Raw genomic sequence first — 19,354 nt, forward strand, 5'->3', positions numbered from 1 at the left:
TTTGCAGTTTTTTTTAGGTAATTTATATTTAAATACAATATCTTATCTATGGAAGGTACTATGACCAATCTGATTATTTTGGCAGCGCGCAATCCTACAGTGACTTTTTTTATTTTAGGTTTGTTATTCTCGCTCGCAGGATGGTTGATCCAATCCAGGCCTATGGATAAAGTCAAAATTATTGAAATTATATTTTCCTGGTTTTTGCTGTTTAATATTGGTCTGTCCTTTATATTTAACTTTATCATGCATGTGTTCTTTGGCGATTTTACCGCACAGTTTATTGGCTGGCCACAAAGCCCATTTCAAATGGAGTTGGGGTTTGTAAGCTTGGGAATTGCTATCAATGGGATAATTAGCTTTAGAAGCAACATAGCGTTTCGTGCTGCAACGATTATAGCTCCTGCCGTATTCTTATGGGGGGCTGCAGCTGTGCATCTTTCTCAAATGTTTACTGCCCATAATTTCGAACCAGGTAATGCGGGTACTGTATTTTGGACTGATATTCTAATGCCTGCTCTCGCTTTTCTATTACTCTGGCTGCAATATCGAAATCCTCCTCGTTGGGTGGAGACGAATTGAGCGCAATTCCTCGCTGTTTTTGCTCTATACATTCATTTGACAAAACTACTATATGTACCAAAATTTTATAAATAGCATAGATTATATGGAGGTGCATCATGAGCAAAGTGACACAATTTAAGAAAGGAACCCCAAGTAAAGGTTCGTCCAGTAAAGGATCTTCCGTTCAAATTAATCGCCCACAAAATCCGTTTTTAAGTCTTCAAAATGAAGTGGATAGATTATTTAGCGATTTTAATGATTTTTTTTCTCCATCTCGATTTAATTGGGGAAAATTTGAAAAAATGGATCTTGCTCCTTCAATGGACATTGTTGAAGATAAAGAGCATTTTTGTGTTCAATTAGAAATGCCTGGTATGGATGAAAAAGATATTAAAGTAGCTATATCTGACAACGTGCTCACTATTAGTGGCGAAAAATCCAGTTCGAAAAAAAATGAAGGTAAAAAATATATTTCCCGAGAAATTAGTTTTGGACGATATGAGCGCTCTATTTCTTTACCTTCAACTGTTGATTTGGCTAAAGCGAAGGCAACCTTTAAAAAAGGAATGCTTTGGGTTGATTTACCTAAAAAAACAGAATCTAGAACAGGTTCTCACGATATAAAAGTTGAACAAGCCAAATAGTTTTATAATGGTCCTATAGTAAGGCTATAGGAGCCTAGGTATTATCATCAAGGTAATTATGTCATCCCCGCTTGCGCGGGAATGACAATATAAGGACTTAGGTGACAATAACTTAGGTTGTTTGAGCCATCAAATTTAAACTGTAAACAGTTGAGGAGGCCTAGGGGCCCTGCCTTAACTACTGCAGTTACTCAGGATTTTATCCAAAAAAAACGAACTAAAACGTACAAAATTGTCATGCCTAGAATAGGGATAACGAGAAAGGCAAGAAAGTTATAAAATCCTATTCTATTTTCCGCTGAAGCATTATAAAACTCTTTAAATTTTTTCCAGAGAGACATGAGGCAAAAGACTCCAGTTCTTAATCAGTATATCTTATGAGATTATAGCAAGCATAGCCCGTAAGGAGCAAAGCGGATTACGGGATTACTCAATTAATGATAAGATCTTCCATAGAGAGCAAGATAAAATAAATAAGTATGGGGATGTAATATGATACTTTTTAGCACGGCGTTATTTAACCATAAATTGAAGTTTACTCCGTTATCAGAATGTATGGAGCATTTGTCTCTAGCTGCAACTTGGATAGAAGGTGAGTGGGGATATATTCGCAATAAAGGGGTTGCATTTCGCCAGACGGTTCTTAATGGCTTGAAGGATTATGTATATGTAGGAACCTTGGGTGGTGAACCTGTCGCGCTCTTTGCTATTTTTCCTAAAGAAATGGCGGCGGAGTTTAATAACAAGAAATTTAAAGCGCCTGCTGTGAGTGAGTTAATGTATGTTTATGTGGACAAACCCTATCGCGGATTAGGATTGGGTAAGCAGATAATTGAGGCGGCGCAAGAAATAGCAAAAGCACAGAAAGCAGAATTTATCATGCTGGATACTTTAAAACCTTCATTAAATCGATTTTATGGGATTGCCAAGGAAAATTCCCAGACCGAAGTTATTGCAGAGAATCAATTATATTCTCATCCTACCGATGTATTAGTAATGAAATTGTAGTAACCAAATATTAATCATTAGTTATACCTGGGTAAAGCAGGGATCTCCAGAAGATCGATATGAGTCAAAATCAGGAGATCCTTCGTCGCAAAGTCCTCAGGATGACGTGGTTGTGAATGCCGCTACGATGATTAAAAATTATAATATAACAACTGGCGAGCTACAGCTCAAAAAGTCAAAATCACCAAGATCGGCGCCAAATTTTGCACTTGCTTGAACCAGGGTATCGGTGATCACTGCTTCCATAATGTCTGTGAGTGACATTTCATCTTTATAGCGTCTCATGGATCTAATGCGTTTTTCCAAATTTTGTCCAGCAACTGTTTGTGGATTGGTGCGGTTCAATTGAAATTGTCCTAGACCAATTTCACTGGTTACCTTATTCAATGCATCTTGATAACCGGCAGTCATACTGGATTTCATCGTCTGTACTAAAGGGGCAACTGTAGAACCTTGTTTTATTAACTGCGCGCATATAGTGGCTAATCTATTGATCTCATTGAGATAACTTTGTTGGTTGCGTAACATTAATATCTTCATGGCCGAAGTTGCTGTAGAACCCACATGGTGTATCTCTACAGTTTCCTCAAAGAGCTCTTCTAAAGAGAATAGGGATTGATTGGCTAAATCATTTTTACCTTGCACAGCAGACTCCAAAAAATAGGATTGAGACGAATGGGTTAATATGAGTAAAACAAATATTTGACCATTATGTGGTGAACTTGCTCAACTGTAAAGGCTTTTTAAAGCGAGAATACGCTCATGTTTAAGTATAAATAGGTCAGATGACGTGTATCTTTGGGACACTATATTTCATTTCCTGATATAATAGGTCGTTTTAATTTGAAACTGTTTTAGTGAGTAGTTAAATTGATTACCAATCGTATGGAGCTTCGTTCCTATCATACTGAAAGTTGTAGTCATTCCCATGATTTTGCACAATGGGTTCTTCCTCTTTCTGGCTCTATGGAGTTAGAAGCTGGTTATTATTCTGGGGTTGTGGATAATCATGTTGGCGTATTTATTGCGCCTAATGAACGGCATTGTTTTGCTGGGAGTAGGGAAAATCTTTTTTTAGTGATTGATGTGCCTACCCAAAACCATCTGCTCGAAGAACGCGGATCGCATGCTTTTGATTTAACTGCGAACATTAAAAAACTCATATATTTTACCCATCATTATTTGGCAGATCATGAAGGGGATATTTTTGCTGATTCTTTAATTAATCAACTACTAATTCATTTTGCCACTAAATCGTGCTCTCCTGAGTTGGATCACGTTGCGATTAAGGCAAAAAACTGGATTGATTTAAATTTCGCCAATCCAGTTGATGTAAGTAACGTGGCACAATACTGCTATCTAAGCGTAAGCCAATTGCAACGCCGATTTAAACTTGCTCTAGGATGTAGTATGGGAGAGTATTGGCGATTTAAAAAATTACACCATGCTCAGAAATTACTGTCCTCTAAAGATTGTTCTATTGAGGCCATAGCTTTAGCCGTAGGTTATGAAAATGTGTCTGCGTTTAGTCGACGATTCAGTAACGTATTTGGTGATTCTCCGTCACAATGGAGAATAAAGGCGTTATCAGCACATAAAATGCGTGAAATGGATAATTCAAATTAAGTTCAAAATTGATAAGCTATGAATTCGTTTCATGTGTCCTTCAATGAAGTAATTTATTATGAATAAATCCAGTGCTTCTTTTTTACAGGGTATGTTTTTCCTTATCTTGGCTCAAATTATGGTAGGGGTAAATATTGTTTTTTCCAAGTACGTCCTCTCTTCAATTCCAGTCTTAGTTATATTAACACTTCGCTTTACTTTGGCGGCGATCATTTTATTTCCTTTGCACTGGTTTACAGCAGCTAAAACTAAACCGGTTGGTTATTATTTTTCGCGTTTGACACGCAAAGATTGGTGTTTTATTGCGGCGCAGGCAGTCTCTGCAGGGGTATTGTTTAATTTCCTTATTCTATGGGGATTAAATGCTACGGATGCAAATGTGGCAGGTATTATTACCAGTGCGTTGCCTGCGATAATTGCGATTATGTCCTGGATTATTCTTGGTGAGAAAATTTCTGGTAAGAAAGCCATTTGTGTAGGGTTTGCCACACTGGGATTAATTGTGATTGCATGTGATAAGCTTGCTGGGATGCGAGTGAATCATTCTTTTAAAGGGGATGCACTTGTTTTAATTTCTCTTTTGCCTGAAGCAACCTATTATATTTTAAGTAAAATGCATGCGAATACGTTGCCAGTCTTTTTAATTTCTTCATTGCTGAATGCAATCAATGCCGTTTTATTATTGTTTTGTTTGAGTTTTAGTTCGTGGGTCGATTTAACCATTCATCCTGTAGATTGGCTTATTTTGATCATTTTAGGTTTAAGTTCGGGTTTGTTTTATGTTTTTTGGAATTTTGGTTGTCAAAAAGTAGATGGAGTAATGGCTTCCTTATCTACGGCGGTGATGCCCTTGGCTACAGTACTTATTGCCTGGATGCTGCTTGGTGAGCGTTTGACCTCTGGACAATCTATAGGGATGGGAATGGTTATTCTATCTATTGGGGTATATGCAAAGCGTTAGGCTAGTGAGGGTGATTTACTTTGCAACATCTCCTCCAACCACGTTATGATTTACAATGCTAATTTTTTAAGTTTGATTATTATGCCTCATTTGATTTTAGAATTAAGCAATAATATTAAGTCTCGGCCTTTAAATCAGTTATTTGATAAATTACACCATATGCTTGCAGAAAAACTCCCTACTCAATTATCAAATTGTAGGGGCAGATGTATTATGCATCCCTTGTTTTTTATTGGCGATCAAAGTGCAGAAAATGCATTTGTACATTTAACTCTGAAAATACTTCCGGGAAGAGATGATGCGAAGAAGAAAAACATTGCTAAAAAGCTTTTTGATTTGTTAGAAGATTTTTTTAAAACAGAAGAAAATAAATTAAATATCATGTTTTCGGTAGAAATTTTGGATTTGGATCATCATTATTTCAAAGGTTAAAGTATCTTTCTCCTGAACTAGGGTTCGCTAATTCAGGTCATTCTCAAGCAAATAAGAACGGGATTCTAATGAGTGCGCAAAAAACATGGGAGCATTTCTCTCACGAATCAGATATAGGGGTGAGAGGCTACGGTTCTACTTTATCCTCCGCTTTTGCCATGGGGGCTTTAGCTCTGACCAACGTGATTACTAACGCACAATTGGTCCAACCTGCCAAGACCTTGCATATAACGTGTGAGGCTCCAAGCGAGGAGATTTTATTCGTCGACTGGTTAAATGCCATTATTTATAAAATGGCAGTTCATAATATGCTCTTTAGTCAGTTCGATGTCTCCATTAGGGATTTGCAGTTAACTGCTATAATTGCAGGAGAGTCAGTAGATATCAAACGGCATCAACCTGCAGTAGAAGTCAAAGGTGCTACGTTCACCGAATTAAAAGTGTATCACAGCAATAATTCTTGGGTCGCACAATGTGTAGTTGATGTGTAAAACTTAAATTCATTTTCAATAGGCCCTTAGGAATTAAGGTGGGAAGCTAATGGACTTAAATCTGTTAGAAAAAATAAGTGATGTTGAGTGGCGAATTCCCAAACATGGGAACATGCGTGTGCCTGGGATTATTTTTGCTTCAGAAGAGTTGATCCGCAATATGGATATGAAAGTCTATGAACAAGTTACCAATGTAGCGACTTTACCAGGCATTGTTCGTGGCTCTTATGCGATGCCTGATGCCCATTGGGGGTATGGATTCCCAATTGGGGGTGTTGCAGCATTTGATCCAGATAATGACGGCGTGGTCTCTGCTGGTGGTGTTGGTTTTGATATTTCTTGTGGCGTAAGACTTTTATCTACAGGTCTTAAACGCGAAGAATTTGAACCTTACAAGGAGCAACTGGCCGATGCGCTTTTTGCCCATATTCCTGCAGGTGTAGGTAGCAAAAGTCGTATTAATCTAACGATGAAGCAAATGGATGATATGCTGCGTGGGGGCGCTGTTTGGGCTGTCAAGCAAGGATATGGTGAACGTGAAGATTTGGAACGAATTGAAGATAATGGTCGAGTAGAAGGGGCGTTACCCGAACATGTTTCAGAACATGCCAAAAAGAGACAAAAAAGTGAAATGGGTACTTTAGGCTCAGGAAATCATTATTTAGAAATTCAAGAGGTACGTACCATATATTGTGAAAAAACAGCTGCCGCATTTGGTTTAGCCAAAGGAGACGTGGTAGTAAGTATCCATTGTGGTTCTCGGGGCTTAGGCCATCAAATTGGAACTGATTTTCTGCGTTCCATGTTAATTAATGCACAACAACATGGTATTCAACTCATTGATCGGGAATTAGCCTGCGCGCCAATTCGTTCACCAATGGGTGAGCGTTATTTAGGCGCGATGCGCTCAGCAATTAATTGTGCTCTGGCAAATCGTGAAATTATTACTCATTTTATGCGTGAGGTTTTTCAGAATGAGATGCCAGGAACGAAAATAAAACTCATCTATGATGTATCGCATAACACCTGTAAGGAAGAAATGCATGAGGTAGGGGGTAAAATGATGCGTTTATTTGTTCATCGCAAAGGAGCAACGCGAGCTTTTGGTCCGCAACACCCCCAATTAACCGAGGCCTTTAGCCATGTAGGCCAACCGGTGATTATTGGTGGCAGTATGGGAACTTCATCTTATGTTCTTGTTGGAACAGCAAGTGCTGAACATAAATCGTTCGGGTCTGCTTGTCATGGTGCAGGACGGGCGATGAGTCGACATCAAGCAACCAAACAATGGCGGGGTAGTGAAATCATTGAGCGATTAGCACAACAAGGCATTCTAATTCGCAGTAGTTCTTATCGTGGTGTCGCAGAGGAAGCTCCTGGGGCGTACAAAAATGTTGATTTTGTTGTTGATTCGGCCCAGGCATCGGGATTAACAAAAAAAGTCGCTAAGCTTATACCCATTGTTTGTGTTAAAGGATAGGAACTTATTATTGAATTTTTCTGCACTCATCAAACACTATAAGTTATCGAAAAAAAATCCTTTTGAAAGACAATCTCCATACACAGGGTGTTCAAAAATAAATCAACTATAATAAGGATATTGTAGTAGAGATAAGCTGGAGCATTGTTATGCCTTTGAGTGCCAGATCATATAAAGGTGCAATTAAAAAATTAAGTGGTTCTTCAAATCATAGTAGTTACCAAGGTCGTTCGGATAGTGTTAATGTAGTAGCTTTTGATAGAGAAGATGAGGGATGGGGAATTCTATCTAATTACGCAGAAATCCCCATTAAAATGCAAACTCCGTTTGGAGAAAGAACGTTTCCCACGGTCGAGCATTATTTCCAATATCAAAAAGATCCTAAGGATGAAGAATATCTAAAGAAGATTCTTAAGGGAGACGCGCAGAATGCGAGAAATTTAGGGCAAGATAAACAATGGGCAGATTTTAAATTAGCAGACGAGGCGATGAAAAGGGCAATTCAGGCAAAATTAGAAAATCCCTTAGTCCGAAAAGCACTGAAAGAAACAGAAAATGCTTGTCTTATAGAAGATACAGGGAGTAGAAGCCCTCAAAATCAGGATGGTAATTGGGGTTGGCAAACAGGGGGGCAAATCAAGGCTTATTCTAAAACAGGTAATAAGCTTGGAATTTTATTGATGGAAGAGCGCAATCGTATACATCAACAAGAAGGTCATCCCGCCTTAGTCGTTCAAAATCCCAGAGATTTATCTGAGCGAGCTCGTGGTATTATGACCCGAAATCACAGCAAAACGGATCTTATTCATCTCAGTAAGCATTTGCCTGACGCCATGCCAAAACAGGACAGCTTTCCTTCTTCGCGCGTGAAAAATTCGTTGCACCAACTGACTCACAACCCCCCCACCCCTGATTCCAATAAGGAAGTCAGTACAATGATTCGCACGCTGATGACGACCTCTTCTTCAATTCCAGATATTCCAGTGGTTGGGAAGGGGGCAATGAATGGTACATTCAAAATTGCTTTTGATAACCCTCAAGATGCTGCTGTTTTTAGAAGCTTGCTGCAAAAGCAGGGTTTTGAAACTACTTATTTCGGGAATAATGAGCGTTATCCAATGGAGTCTTCTGGGAAAACTTTGAATCATATTGTTCGATTCGAGAATAAAGGTCCAAACACAGAAATTCCTAAAGAAGCTTTGCGGTTTCTCAAACAAAAATTTAACGATGATGATAGAGTTGCCAATATTATCGAAAAAATGGGATTTGACCGACCTAGCGTTCAGCAATCGATACATCCGTAAAATTAATCGATAGGGGCATGATAAGTCTTCCAGAAAAGACTCAGAATCTTTTCTGGCATGAAGCAATAGTTATTGCGTTTTTTGCGCCAGTAAAAGCCCGAAGAGGCCCTGAATAGGTTTGCCTGATTCATCAAGCTTATGCAGTTTTCCCAGGGTTTCTCTGTATTCTAAAATTGCCCAGCCGCAGTCTTGGTAATAATGGTAGAGTTCTTCGGGATCCGCCAAGTAAGTAAAGAATGAAGGTAATTCAAATTGCTCTGAGCGAATAGGGAAGACCAGAAAATGAAATCCTTGCACTGCGGTTGCTTCATGTAATTCGTGCAAAAGTGATGGAATTCGTTCCGCATTTAAAAATTGTAGCGATACGGTTGCAATGACTAAATCATAAGCTTCTTTTTTAAGCTTTAACGGATGATGAAGATCGTGAAGTACGGGAGTAAGGGTGGTTATTTTTTCATCATGAGCTATTTGACGAATTTTCTCTATTGCCGCCTCATTATGATCCATTCCAGTTACCGCATGTCCTTTGAGTGCGAAGAAAAGAGGGTTTCTTCCTGAACCACAGCCTACATCAAGAACATTTAATTTGTTTTGTTGCTGGAGGTAGGTGGTATAAACATAATATAAATCAGTATGTACATTACCTAATTTGTATTTTTTATCAAAATAGCGATGGGCTTTACAATAAAAGTCTAAAGTTGCATTAAAAACCGGGCTGATGGGTATTATTTTGTGCCACGAAGCGGGGGGAATTATGATTTGTGCATTCTTTTTATTCAAGCGATGGCGAGATAATTCGTCTCCATTTCCATCTAAAAAAACAAAATCAATTTCACCGGTATGAACATGTAACTTACCCCAAGTCCCTTCTTTGGTGCTGTGTTTTTCAAGAAAGAATTTAAGCTTCCCATCATGGGTTATTTGTAATTGTTTATAACAAATCAAATCGTCATTAAAAGCAGCCATGCATTCTCCTCGAGACTAGAATAGGTGAGTAGATCCCCAAGTGGAAATTATAGCGTTATTTGCCTAGTGTATTAAAAGGATTAATTAATATTTTCAACGAAAGGGTAGGTTAATTTGAGATGAACGCCTCTTTTATCTTACATCCGGTGGCGCCATTTAGATTGGATTATACTGTTTTTGCTTTACGCAGAAGAACCAAAAATAATGTGGATCTCTGGGATGGGCAACATTACACAAGACTATTAGTCATAGACAATGTACCTGTCAAAGTGGTTATTGAACAAAAAAAAGGGCTCAATGAGCCGGAGCTGTTGCTTTCTCTAGAAAGCGAATGCCACGAGCTACCTTCAAACCGAATCGTTGATGAACTAGAGATGGTCCTGGGTTTAAAACAAAATCTTGATGATTTTTATCAAATCATCAAAAACGACACTCAATTAAATTCCCTTGTTTGCCAATTTAAGGGCCTTAAACCACCACGATTCCCTTCCATTTTTGAAGCACTGGTTAATGCGATTTCCTGCCAGCAAATATCTTTAGATGCAGGGTTACAAATTCAAAATCGATTGACCGAGTTCTTAAGTATAAGCCTACAGGATAAAGAGCAAGTGCTTTATGCATTTCCAAGACCAGAGGCGGTTGCTAGTTGCACTGTTTCTGAACTTAAAAAAATAGGTTATAGCACTCACAAAAGTGAGACATTAATTCAACTCGCAGCGGCAATCGTGGACGATCCTTCAAGTTTTAGTTCCTTGAAGAATAAATCCAATGATGAGATCATTAACTTTTTAGGTCATTTTAAAGGAATAGGGCGTTGGACTGCTGAATATGCTATATTACGCGGTTTGGGACGAATTGATATTTTTCCTGGTGATGATGTGGGCGCACAAAACAATTTATATCAATTGCTCCATCTGGATAAGAAGCCTGATTATAAAAAAATAGCGGAAATTACTGCAAAACTGTACCCCTATGCAGGGCTCGTTTATTTTCATTTGTTATTAAAAAAGTTATATGAAAAAAGAGCTCTAAAATAATGATTCAAGCTCAAAAATCAATTCGATGAAGGACTTTGTTTTGCAATAAATCTTCTATAAAATTATGAGCTTATTTATGAGCAAACAAGAATATTCACATAAGGAATGTGTCCAATGGATAGTCTACCCTCAAATGCTGAGCCTATAGACTCGAATCAAGTCTCCAACGTATTAAAATGGGTTCTTTTAATTACGGCAATCATTTGTTTTATTGTATTAATTTGGGGCACCTATAAAACCTATCAACTTGTTCCTCCCTTACCGCAGCAATTTCAATCTCCTTCGGGACAGATCGTGATGACCGCAGATGATATAGTCGCGGGTAAAGCAGGTTTTCAACGTGCAGACCTTATGGATTATGGAAGTCTTTATGGGATGGGCTCTTATTTTGGCGAGGATTATACGGCAAAATATTTAGTAAGCCTTGGTCGAATTACAGAGGATAAAATAGCACAACAACGTTTTGGCAAACCTTTTATGAGTCTGGACGAAGGGAATCAATATGTGGTGCGCCAAACAATGCAACGAGATTTACAGCAGACGGATCTGAGTGAGCCAACCAGCATGCTGTCGCAGCCAGTTGCTGATGCAATATTACAATTACGAAATCAAATTTCACAAACGCTACTCAATCATGATCCAGAAGCAGGTTGGACTAAAGCGTACAGTTTGAATGAGCAAACGGCCTTACAGACGGCTGATTTTCTTATTTATTCTTCGCTCACTACGATTGCCCATAGACCCGGAAAAAATAGTTCATATACCAATAATTGGCCTTATGAACCTACAATGGGTAATACACCTACATCCAATACTTTCTTCTGGACTTGGGTATCGTTTTGTTTCGTATTCTTAGGATTTGGCGCAGTACTTTATATTTATCATCGCTTTTTAAGTGGGCCTGATGATGCATTCAAAACGCCTGTATTTTGGGGATTTGAGCCGTTGACGCCGAGTCAGCGTAAGGTGGGGCAGTATTTTGTAATTGTTGCACTTGTTTTGCTGATTCAAATCGCTGTGGGCGCAATTATGGCACATTATTATGCAGAGCGTACGGGTTTTTATGGAATAAATATTAATGAATTTTTACCCTTTAATTTCTTGCGTGATGTACACATCCAAACCCCGATTGTTTGGATTGCTCTTTCATGGGTGAGCGCTGCAGTTTTTATGGCCCCGCTTATTAGTAAAAAAGAAGCGAAAAGACAAGGTCTTCTTGTCGACATTCTGTTTTGGGTTACTCTGTTTATTGTTGGTGGCGCCATTGTTGGTAATTACTTGGGAATTATGGGGTATGTGAACGAATCCTGGTTTTGGATAGGTAATCAGGGATTATCTTATCTGCAGCTCGGTCGATTATGGCAAATTGGATTCTGTTTGGGGCTTTTCCTCTGGAGCTTTATCGTGTTCCGTGGGATGTGGCCGACGTGGAGTGGCTTAAAAACCGCAACCGTTGAGTTTTGGACAGGGCGTATTCGTTTAGAGCATCTTTTTTGGGCAAGCACGATAAATATCGCTGTATTATATTGTTTTGGCATGATTCCGTTAACCGGAATTGAAAAGTCGTTCACCATCACTGATTTTTGGCGTTGGTGGGTGGTCCATCTTTGGGTGGAGCAGTCATTTGAATTTTTTGCAGCTTGCGCTACTGCTTATCTTTTAATGGGAACAGGACTAGTTTCCCGTGCTCTAGCAGAACGAACAATGTATTTTGAAACAATTTTAGTATTTTTAGGCGGTATTATTGGCACGGGTCATCATTGGTATTGGACCGGTACTCCTGATCTCTGGGTGCCTTTAGGCACTATGTTTTCATTTATTGAAGTATTGCCTTTGGTTCTTCTTATTATTGATTCCATTGAACATCGTCAATTGATTAAACGAGAGCGTGCATTTACTTATAACCTGGCCTACATCTATATATTGGGAGCTTCTTTTTGGAATTTTGTTGGTGCAGGGGTATTTGGTGGCGGTACGCTCAATGCTCCACTTGTAAATTATTATGAGCATGGCACCTTTCTCACTTTAAATCATGCCCATACCGCATTATTTGGCGCATTTGGTTTATTGGGTCTTGGTTTAATTTATTTTTGCTTACGTTATGCCGCAGGAGATCGCTACCCCTGGAGTGATCGTTTAGGAATTTGGGCCTTTTGGTTATATAACCTGGGTCTTGTTTTATGGATTGTATTGAATTTCTTTCCTATTGGTTGGGCGCAGTTGATGGATGTGTATGAACATGGTTTTGCTCATTCACGAAGCCTTGAATTTTATAATACAACCTTGTTATGGCAATGGTTACGATTACCTGGGGATGTTGTATTTGCTCTAGGTGCATTATTGATGGCCTATGATTTTATCAAAAAGCTGGGCCCATTTTTTCCACGTTGGGCTGGAGCGAAGAGTTTAGAACAACAACCTGTTGAGGATATTTAAGGAGCCATGTAAACCCAAATTGCACTGTTCCTTTCTATTCTGCAGCTTGGGTGAAGCGCAGTGAATGTTTAGGCAACCATCTTGGGTTCTGCTGCGCTTCACCCAGGCTACAAAAAGCGGAGAATACGTCATCCCCAACGCAACGAGGGAACTCCAGAAGATTGTTATGTGTCAAAATCAGGAGATCCTTCGTCGCAAACTCCTTAGGATGACGTGGCCGTGAAAGTGGATTACCATCCCCCCTGATAGGGTCTATGTTTCTTCATTTGGCTTTCATTTTCACCGCGATGATAATGTAATTTCCAAACCGATTGATTGGCTTTTTTATCCCAAAACGGATGATAGTCAATGGCAAAACAGCGTCTTAATTTGCCATTTCCCAGTTCCTTATAAATATTGAAGCCACCTCCACCGCTTTTCTCATACAAAAGAAAAGCTGCTCTGTAATTGCCTTTGCGAAGTAGGGCATAAAGCGCTAAAGAGCTGGTTAAAAAACCAACTGTTCGATTTAATGTTTTTTGACTTTCTGGGGATATGTTTACCTCTGGGGATATTTTTTCGTTTTTATTCATCATTTTTATATTGTGACTAAGTACAAGGGCATTATAGAGCTGGATTTTATATTATTTTCGATGCTCTTGCTCAAAATTTTAAACCACCATAAAATCAATAAGTTAGTTGAAATAGTTCACAGTGCGGATGTTTTGATATACTTTGAATTAATCTAATATTCAATTTTGCCAAAATGTATATTAAATCCAGTCAATTAGTTTTTTCACCATCGGATCTCACTCAGTTTATGGAGAGTCCTTTCGTCTCTTGGATAGAGCATCTTGCCGTGGTGCACCCTAACTTATTACCTCCGCCTGATGAGAAAGATGATTTAATTGATGTATTGCAGCATTTAGGTCATCAACATGAATTAGAGCTCTTGGCCTTTTTTGAAAAACAAGGATTATCTGTTGCGAATTTGCATCAACAGACCAATTCATATGAAGCAACATTAACGGCCATGAATGATGGGGTCGATGTGATCTATCAGGCTCATTTGCAATTGCTTCCCTTTCAAGGTTATGCAGATTTTTTAATAAAAACTGCAGGGAAAAGTCGATTTGGTGAGTACAGTTATGAGGTTTGGGATACCAAACTTGCCCGCTCGGTGAAACCTAGTTTTCTGTTGCAATTATGTTGCTATGCGGAAATGCTCGAAGCCATGCAGAGTTGTCGAACAGAATACATCACCGTCGTTTTAGGAAATAAGGAGCAGAGACGCTTCCGTACTGCCGATTATTTTTATTTTTATCAGAATTTGAAACACCAGTTTTTATTGGCGCAGCAAAATTTTGATCCTACTGCATGTCCTGATCCTGCGGCATCTAAAAGTTGGGGAAGATGGAGCACTTATGCTGAGGAATTATTAGTCAATGCAGATCATCTAATTCAGGTTGCAACCATTACGGCAGGACAAATCAAAAAGCTGTATCAGGCGGATATTAAGACCATGACTGCATTAGCTCATGCAGATTGTTCCTGGGTAAAAGGAATTAAACCGGATCGTTTTGCGCGTTTGCAAGAACAAGCTAAAATCCAAAAAGAAAGTAGTGGCAAGGACATTCCTTTATATAAAATGATCCATCATGTTCCAGGTCACAAGCAAGGCTTGGCGCTTTTACCTTTTGGATCATCCCAAGATGTATTTTTTGATATTGAAGGGTTTCCTCTTGAAGAAGGAGGACTGGAGTATCTTTGGGGGATTGCTTATTTTGATGAGCAAGGTCAACGCCAGTATAAGGATTTTTGGGCTCATAATTCAGAACAAGAGAAAGAAAGTTTTCAAGCGTTTATAAAGTGGGTTTATCAGCGTTGGCAAGAAAATCCGCAAATGCATATATATCATTATGCCAACTATGAAATTTCTGCATGTCGCCGACTCATGGGGCGATATGGTGTGTGCGAAGAGGAGGTGGACCAGCTTTTACGTAATGAAGTATTTGTTGACTTATATAAAATCGTCAAAGCGTCTCTAATTATTGGTGAGCCGCGTTATTCCATTAAAAATATAGAGCATTTATATCGAGCCAAACGGGATACGAAGGTGGGATCTGGGGGGGATTCAGTCGTTGTTTACGAACATTGGCGAGAAAATCCAGATGGAGAAAATTGGCAAACGTCAAAAATATTAAATGATATTCGCGCTTACAATATTGATGATTGTTATTCCACTCAGGAGTTGGTTGATTGGTTAAGAGCGCGACAACAAGAACAAGGTATTAGTTATTTAGGTAAAACGGAACCTGTTGAACTCAAGGTCAAGGAAGAATTGAGTGAGCGTATTCTATTACGCGATCGATTACTGGCTAAGGCAGAAACCTTAAAAGCAGAGGGTAATTTACCCTTAGCCCAAATCAATTTGATTTTAGCATGGTCAATTGAGTTTCATCGACGTGAAGCCAAACCCGTGTTCTGGCGTATGTTTGAACGTCTGGGTCTGACTGGAGAAGAACTACTAGATGACATTGATTGCTTGGCCTATTGCCGACGAACTCCTAAACCACCGTATAAGCCTTCACCAAAATCGCGCAATATGGCTTATGAGTATTTTTTTGATCCAGAACAGGAGTTTAAAGGAGGAGCCCAGCAATATTTTATTTTAGGTCAGGAAACAGCAGAGGGGAAAACAGTTACTGCCAATTATTATGAAAAAGACAGTGATTTAGAACATGGGATTATTGTCTTACAAATGAAAAATAAAGTAGATGATCCCGTTACCTTGATTCCAAATGAATATGTAGATCCTCATTCGATTCCTGATGCAATTGCCAAACAGGCTGCTTTATTTGAACAAGGCTTACTTGAAAATACTGCGATATTGGATTTTCTGAACAAATCTTACCCGCGAATTAAGGATCATCCTGAAGGATTCGCGATAGCCCCAAGTCATCATCCCGAGGAACGATTAGATGAAATTATTCGTGCTGTTTTAAATTTAAATAATAGTTATTTAACACTTCAAGGACCTCCAGGTGCGGGGAAAACCTATACCGGGAAACATTTGATCGCCGAGCTTATTCAGAGAGGAAAAAAAGTAGGCATTTCATCAAATAGCCATAAAGCAATCAATAATTTGTTATTGAGTACCGCCGATTATTGCCACAAAAAAGGAATAAAAGGACACTTTGCTTGTATACGTAATACCGATGGCAAAATTGACGCTTTGGATATTGCTATACTGGAGAATAAAGATATTGTTAATTTCATTCAACCTGGGTGTGTTGTAGGCACTACCGCTTGGGGGTTGAGTAGAGAGGAATTAGCTGGTGCTTTTGATTATCTGTTTATTGATGAAGCTGGACAGGTGAGTGTGGCGAATTTAATTGCCATGAGTCGTTCAACGCACAATATTATATTAATGGGCGACCAAATGCAGTTGGGACAACCTTCCCAAGGAAGTCATCCTGAAGAAAGTGGTTTATCCATATTAGAGTACTTGTTACACACCACCCCAACAATTCCAGATTCTATGGGAGTTTTTCTGGGTACTACCTATAGAATGCATCCTGCAGTAAATCAATTTATCAGTGATGCGATTTATGAAAGCAAACTGGAAACTGCCCCTGAAAATGAACATCAATTAGTCATCGTTCCTCAGGGATATCAGGGGTTGCTGAATAAAGAAGCAGGAATTATCCCTGTACCCGTCACTCATGAGGGAAATACTCAAGCCAGTGATGAAGAGGTCCAGCAGATTGTATTGTTAAGCAAAGAACTGTTAGGCAGAACTTTTAAGGATAAAAATGGCACACAAAAAGTAATCGATTGGGAGGATATCCTTTTTGTGGCCCCATACAATCATCAGGTGAATAAATTAAGGATTGCACTTGGTGAACAGGCTAAAGTAGGAAGCGTCGATAAATTTCAAGGACAAGAAGCGCCAATCGTTTTTTTGAGTATGTGTGCGAGCAATGCAGATGAATCGCCTCGGGGACTTAATTTTCTTTTTGATAAAAACAGAATAAACGTTGCCATCTCTCGAGCCCAGAGTTTGGCGATTGTTGTCTATTCGCCTTCATTGCTTGATGCGATCCCAACGAACGTCGAGCAAATTGCGATGATGAATGTATTTTGTCAATTGGTAAAACATTAATTAACGTTTACGCTCTCTTCACTGAGCGGCTGTATTTAGCCTATCTTTCGCGAAAATATTACTTCGGAAGCTTCGCATACTCTGTATGCTCTGATGGCACTTTGTTAAGAATATTTTTCTATATTTGTTTTCTGTCTACGTACCGCGAACACGTCGCGGAACGTAGGCTCTAGGAATAATAAGCTTAACTTAGTGCCTTTAATGTATGCTACGTTTCCTCAGCATTTTCGTGCAAATCCACAGCTACAAAATTAGATGATCTTAGCAAGCAGTGAGGCCGTAATTAATTGAAGCCCAATGATTTCTAATAAACGCGGCGGGGCTTTAATTTATGAGCAATAATGGCAAGTATACTTACAATAGGCAATATAATTGGAAATAAAATACATTCAATTATTTTCATCAGATATTTTTTTACGCCTGTCGCTAAAGCATAACGTTCACTAAACTTTTTAACGATTGGCCAATTACTAATTAAAAAACCAGTTGGCTCTTTAAATCCGAGGAAAAAATATCCTGTAAAATATCCATAAATATGCAGTATTTTTTTAGGATAAAAAATATAACACGCAGAAGAAGAAGGCTCGAGATATTCAGTATAATGCCAACAATTTCTTGGCATAAATAACATATCACCTTTTTCAAGCGTAACTCGATACCCTTTAGCTTGGTTTGTTCTTGGATATTGTTGACTAATTTCCTCCAAGGGTTGGCTAAAGTCAATCAAGCTATCGCTCACAAAAGGAAGTTTATAGAGCGCATCGCTCTGATCTTGAGTAAATAATAAGAACCTCTTTCTTCCACTTAAACATACATGAAGATTGCTACAATGCTCTCTGTCATAATGCATATAGGTATGAGTGTTCTGGCCACCAAAAAAATAGATTACTTTTAAAGTCTTATTAAAGTATCTTGGTCTTAAAGGAATATGTTGCCAAAGGGGTATATGCTTTTCAATCTCAGCTGACTGTTTTTCAGTAAGAATTTGGCCAAAGATTCGATAGGGCATATTTTGTTTTATTTTAGCTATGATTGTTCCAAAATCAGCAGGTTGATGTGCGACCCGACGATTATTTTCAAAGGTAGCATAAGTTGTATCTGCCTGAATGTGTTTTTCAAAATAATCTAAAGTAAAGTTACCCCTAAAGTTTTTTATTTTTATGAGCAGAGGTTCGGTTGAATTGTATAGAATTTTTTTGATTTTCTCTTCATCGCCATAAGAATAATCTATGGTCTTAACATCCATGATCTTCATTGATTTACCTTTTGAATTAAATAATAAAAATAAAGTTTTTTACCATAGATAAGGTTTTTTTTACGTTCCTTTTTTGCAATACGGCTAAGAGATGACTTTTTAAACAAAAATACCCACCAGGGAAGGAATGCTAATCCCATAGAACCAACGAAATCTGAAAGCTCTGAACTCATTCCCTCTTCATCATCATCGAGCATCGAATGAATATAAGGTAATATTTTTTTCTCATTTACAACCAAGCGATGAAAAATAGCCGATTGAACCATTCGAGTTATATCTACCTTTTGAATTACTTTTAACGTTTTGCTTGTCTTAAGATATTCGTCTAATTTTTGTGCTTGTAATTTATCTTTAATATTAAGATCAGAATAACAAAAAAAACCATTAGGAGATAAAATCCGTTCTACTTCGGAAAAAAACAGCTCAATTTGTGGGTAAAGATGAGAGCTTTCAAGGTTTGTTATAATATCAAAACTGTTATTTGCAAAAGGTAAATACTCAGCATCGGATTGTATGTAATTGATTTTGTTTTCTTGGTAGAAATTATGGTGTGCATGTTTTACTAATTCGTTTGTTAAATCAACACCTAAAGCATATTTTGTTTTTAGTAATTCGGAACTAACTCTTAAACCAATCCCATTACCAGACCCAACTTCAAGCAGTTTTTTATCAAAAAATTGCCTTTGTATTAATGGTCTTATTAGATAAAAGACCAGTAAGGGAGAATAAATATCTTGTATCGTACATATTTTTGAAAAATCAAAGTTCAATGCAGCGTATTCTTTATATACGTGTTTATTCCATAAGCCCCAATTCAAAAAGGATTTATCAAAAATAATATGTGCGAAACTTTTATAGCTCTCTTGAATTTGATTTTTAATTAATTTTACTTCGGAGGAATGAAGCATCGTTCGTCTCAATAAGGAACGAATTTGCTTTAAAGCCTGGCCATACGTTTTAATGTTATTTTCCGAGATTAAATTACGCATTAAATAACCTATCATGG

Annotated in this window: 17 protein-coding genes; 12 read left to right on the forward strand and 5 right to left on the reverse strand. The window is 38.3% G+C overall.

Annotated features, from left to right (window positions below; translation table 11 throughout):
* Positions 1-60 precede the first annotated feature (60 nt).
* The 3 genes from ACWTEW_RS20895 to ACWTEW_RS20905 all read left to right on the forward strand — a co-directional run bounded on the left by ACWTEW_RS20895 (position 61) and on the right by ACWTEW_RS20905 (position 2,216).
* Positions 61-582, forward strand: coding sequence for a DUF6790 family protein (locus ACWTEW_RS20895; RefSeq protein WP_454780436.1), 522 nt, complete (start codon positions 61-63; stop codon positions 580-582).
* Between the two features lie 98 nt (positions 583-680).
* Positions 681-1,208, forward strand: coding sequence for an Hsp20/alpha crystallin family protein (locus tag ACWTEW_RS20900; RefSeq protein WP_454780437.1), 528 nt, complete (start codon positions 681-683; stop codon positions 1,206-1,208).
* A 492-nt stretch (positions 1,209-1,700) separates the two neighbouring features.
* On the forward strand, positions 1,701-2,216 hold the full coding sequence (locus ACWTEW_RS20905; RefSeq protein WP_454780438.1) for a GNAT family N-acetyltransferase: 516 nt from the start codon (positions 1,701-1,703) through the stop codon (positions 2,214-2,216).
* Between the two features lie 138 nt (positions 2,217-2,354).
* On the opposite strand, the gene ACWTEW_RS20910 is transcribed toward ACWTEW_RS20905, so the two are convergent.
* A complete protein-coding gene (locus ACWTEW_RS20910; RefSeq protein ID WP_454780439.1) occupies positions 2,355-2,861 on the reverse strand; it encodes a hypothetical protein in 507 nt (168 codons plus the stop codon).
* Between the two features lie 240 nt (positions 2,862-3,101).
* On the opposite strand from ACWTEW_RS20910, the gene ACWTEW_RS20915 reads away from it, so the two are divergent.
* The 6 genes from ACWTEW_RS20915 to ACWTEW_RS20940 all read left to right on the forward strand — a co-directional run bounded on the left by ACWTEW_RS20915 (position 3,102) and on the right by ACWTEW_RS20940 (position 8,510).
* Positions 3,102-3,842, forward strand: a complete 741-nt coding sequence (locus tag ACWTEW_RS20915) for a helix-turn-helix domain-containing protein (protein WP_454780727.1) — start codon at positions 3,102-3,104, stop codon at positions 3,840-3,842.
* 58 nt (positions 3,843-3,900) lie between these two features.
* On the forward strand, positions 3,901-4,803 hold the full coding sequence (locus ACWTEW_RS20920) for a DMT family transporter (protein WP_454780440.1): 903 nt from the start codon (positions 3,901-3,903) through the stop codon (positions 4,801-4,803).
* 81 nt (positions 4,804-4,884) lie between these two features.
* Complete coding sequence (locus tag ACWTEW_RS20925) at positions 4,885-5,235, forward strand: 5-carboxymethyl-2-hydroxymuconate Delta-isomerase (RefSeq protein WP_454780441.1); 351 nt, start codon at positions 4,885-4,887, stop codon at positions 5,233-5,235.
* 68 nt (positions 5,236-5,303) lie between these two features.
* The gene (locus ACWTEW_RS20930; RefSeq protein WP_454780442.1) at positions 5,304-5,726 is read left to right on the forward strand and encodes an archease; all 423 of its coding nucleotides are present in this window, start codon (positions 5,304-5,306) and stop codon (positions 5,724-5,726) included.
* A gap of 49 nt (positions 5,727-5,775) precedes the next feature.
* A complete protein-coding gene (locus tag ACWTEW_RS20935; RefSeq protein WP_454780443.1) occupies positions 5,776-7,206 on the forward strand; it encodes an RtcB family protein in 1,431 nt (476 codons plus the stop codon).
* A 149-nt stretch (positions 7,207-7,355) separates the two neighbouring features.
* The gene (locus ACWTEW_RS20940) at positions 7,356-8,510 is read left to right on the forward strand and encodes an NADAR family protein (RefSeq protein WP_454780444.1); all 1,155 of its coding nucleotides are present in this window, start codon (positions 7,356-7,358) and stop codon (positions 8,508-8,510) included.
* Positions 8,511-8,579: 69 nt separating this feature from the next.
* Here ACWTEW_RS20940 and tehB read toward each other — a convergent pair whose 3' ends face one another.
* Positions 8,580-9,476 carry an SAM-dependent methyltransferase TehB gene (tehB, locus tag ACWTEW_RS20945; RefSeq protein WP_454780445.1) on the reverse strand — a complete coding sequence of 299 codons (897 nt, stop codon included), beginning with the start codon at positions 9,474-9,476 and terminating at the stop codon, positions 8,580-8,582.
* Positions 9,477-9,595: 119 nt separating this feature from the next.
* On the opposite strand from tehB, the gene ACWTEW_RS20950 reads away from it, so the two are divergent.
* Together ACWTEW_RS20950 and ACWTEW_RS20955 are read left to right on the forward strand one after the other, a co-directional pair.
* Entirely contained in the window at positions 9,596-10,513 is a 918-nt protein-coding gene (locus ACWTEW_RS20950; RefSeq protein ID WP_454780446.1) for a DNA-3-methyladenine glycosylase family protein, read from the forward strand.
* A gap of 114 nt (positions 10,514-10,627) precedes the next feature.
* Positions 10,628-12,949, forward strand: coding sequence for a nitric-oxide reductase large subunit (locus tag ACWTEW_RS20955; RefSeq protein ID WP_454780447.1), 2,322 nt, complete (start codon positions 10,628-10,630; stop codon positions 12,947-12,949).
* A gap of 230 nt (positions 12,950-13,179) precedes the next feature.
* On the opposite strand, the gene ACWTEW_RS20960 is transcribed toward ACWTEW_RS20955, so the two are convergent.
* A complete protein-coding gene (locus tag ACWTEW_RS20960) occupies positions 13,180-13,524 on the reverse strand; it encodes a hypothetical protein (protein ID WP_454780448.1) in 345 nt (114 codons plus the stop codon).
* A 170-nt stretch (positions 13,525-13,694) separates the two neighbouring features.
* On the opposite strand from ACWTEW_RS20960, the gene ACWTEW_RS20965 reads away from it, so the two are divergent.
* Positions 13,695-17,093, forward strand: coding sequence for a TM0106 family RecB-like putative nuclease (locus ACWTEW_RS20965; RefSeq protein WP_454780449.1), 3,399 nt, complete (start codon positions 13,695-13,697; stop codon positions 17,091-17,093).
* A 304-nt stretch (positions 17,094-17,397) separates the two neighbouring features.
* Here ACWTEW_RS20965 and ACWTEW_RS20970 read toward each other — a convergent pair whose 3' ends face one another.
* On the reverse strand, positions 17,398-18,348 hold the full coding sequence (locus ACWTEW_RS20970; protein WP_454780450.1) for a cupin-like domain-containing protein: 951 nt from the start codon (positions 18,346-18,348) through the stop codon (positions 17,398-17,400).
* A complete protein-coding gene (locus ACWTEW_RS20975; RefSeq protein ID WP_454780451.1) occupies positions 18,345-19,337 on the reverse strand; it encodes a class I SAM-dependent methyltransferase in 993 nt (330 codons plus the stop codon). The genes ACWTEW_RS20970 and ACWTEW_RS20975 overlap by 4 nt, the downstream gene beginning before the upstream one ends.
* Positions 19,338-19,354: the final 17 nt, after the last annotated feature.

Source organism: Legionella stuttgartensis, assembly GCF_977063405.2.

Bases quoted from the DNA above. Each gene is read 5' to 3' on its own strand.
- ACWTEW_RS20900 (WP_454780437.1), top strand. From the start codon at position 681: ATGAGCAAAGTGACACAATTTAAGAAAGGAACCCCAAGTAAAGGTTCG.
- ACWTEW_RS20950 (WP_454780446.1), top strand. From the start codon at position 9,596: ATGAACGCCTCTTTTATCTTACATCCGGTGGCGCCATTTAGATTGGAT.
- ACWTEW_RS20920 (WP_454780440.1), top strand. From the start codon at position 3,901: ATGAATAAATCCAGTGCTTCTTTTTTACAGGGTATGTTTTTCCTTATC.
- ACWTEW_RS20960 (WP_454780448.1), bottom strand. From the start codon at position 13,524: ATGATGAATAAAAACGAAAAAATATCCCCAGAGGTAAACATATCCCCA.
- ACWTEW_RS20930 (WP_454780442.1), top strand. From the start codon at position 5,304: ATGAGTGCGCAAAAAACATGGGAGCATTTCTCTCACGAATCAGATATA.
- ACWTEW_RS20970 (WP_454780450.1), bottom strand. From the start codon at position 18,348: ATGAAGATCATGGATGTTAAGACCATAGATTATTCTTATGGCGATGAA.
- ACWTEW_RS20965 (WP_454780449.1), top strand. From the start codon at position 13,695: ATGTATATTAAATCCAGTCAATTAGTTTTTTCACCATCGGATCTCACT.
- tehB (WP_454780445.1), bottom strand. From the start codon at position 9,476: ATGGCTGCTTTTAATGACGATTTGATTTGTTATAAACAATTACAAATA.
- ACWTEW_RS20940 (WP_454780444.1), top strand. From the start codon at position 7,356: ATGCCTTTGAGTGCCAGATCATATAAAGGTGCAATTAAAAAATTAAGT.
- ACWTEW_RS20905 (WP_454780438.1), top strand. From the start codon at position 1,701: ATGATACTTTTTAGCACGGCGTTATTTAACCATAAATTGAAGTTTACT.
- ACWTEW_RS20955 (WP_454780447.1), top strand. From the start codon at position 10,628: ATGGATAGTCTACCCTCAAATGCTGAGCCTATAGACTCGAATCAAGTC.
- ACWTEW_RS20895 (WP_454780436.1), top strand. From the start codon at position 61: ATGACCAATCTGATTATTTTGGCAGCGCGCAATCCTACAGTGACTTTT.
- ACWTEW_RS20935 (WP_454780443.1), top strand. From the start codon at position 5,776: ATGGACTTAAATCTGTTAGAAAAAATAAGTGATGTTGAGTGGCGAATT.
- ACWTEW_RS20975 (WP_454780451.1), bottom strand. From the start codon at position 19,337: ATGCGTAATTTAATCTCGGAAAATAACATTAAAACGTATGGCCAGGCT.
- ACWTEW_RS20925 (WP_454780441.1), top strand. From the start codon at position 4,885: ATGCCTCATTTGATTTTAGAATTAAGCAATAATATTAAGTCTCGGCCT.
- ACWTEW_RS20915 (WP_454780727.1), top strand. From the start codon at position 3,102: ATGGAGCTTCGTTCCTATCATACTGAAAGTTGTAGTCATTCCCATGAT.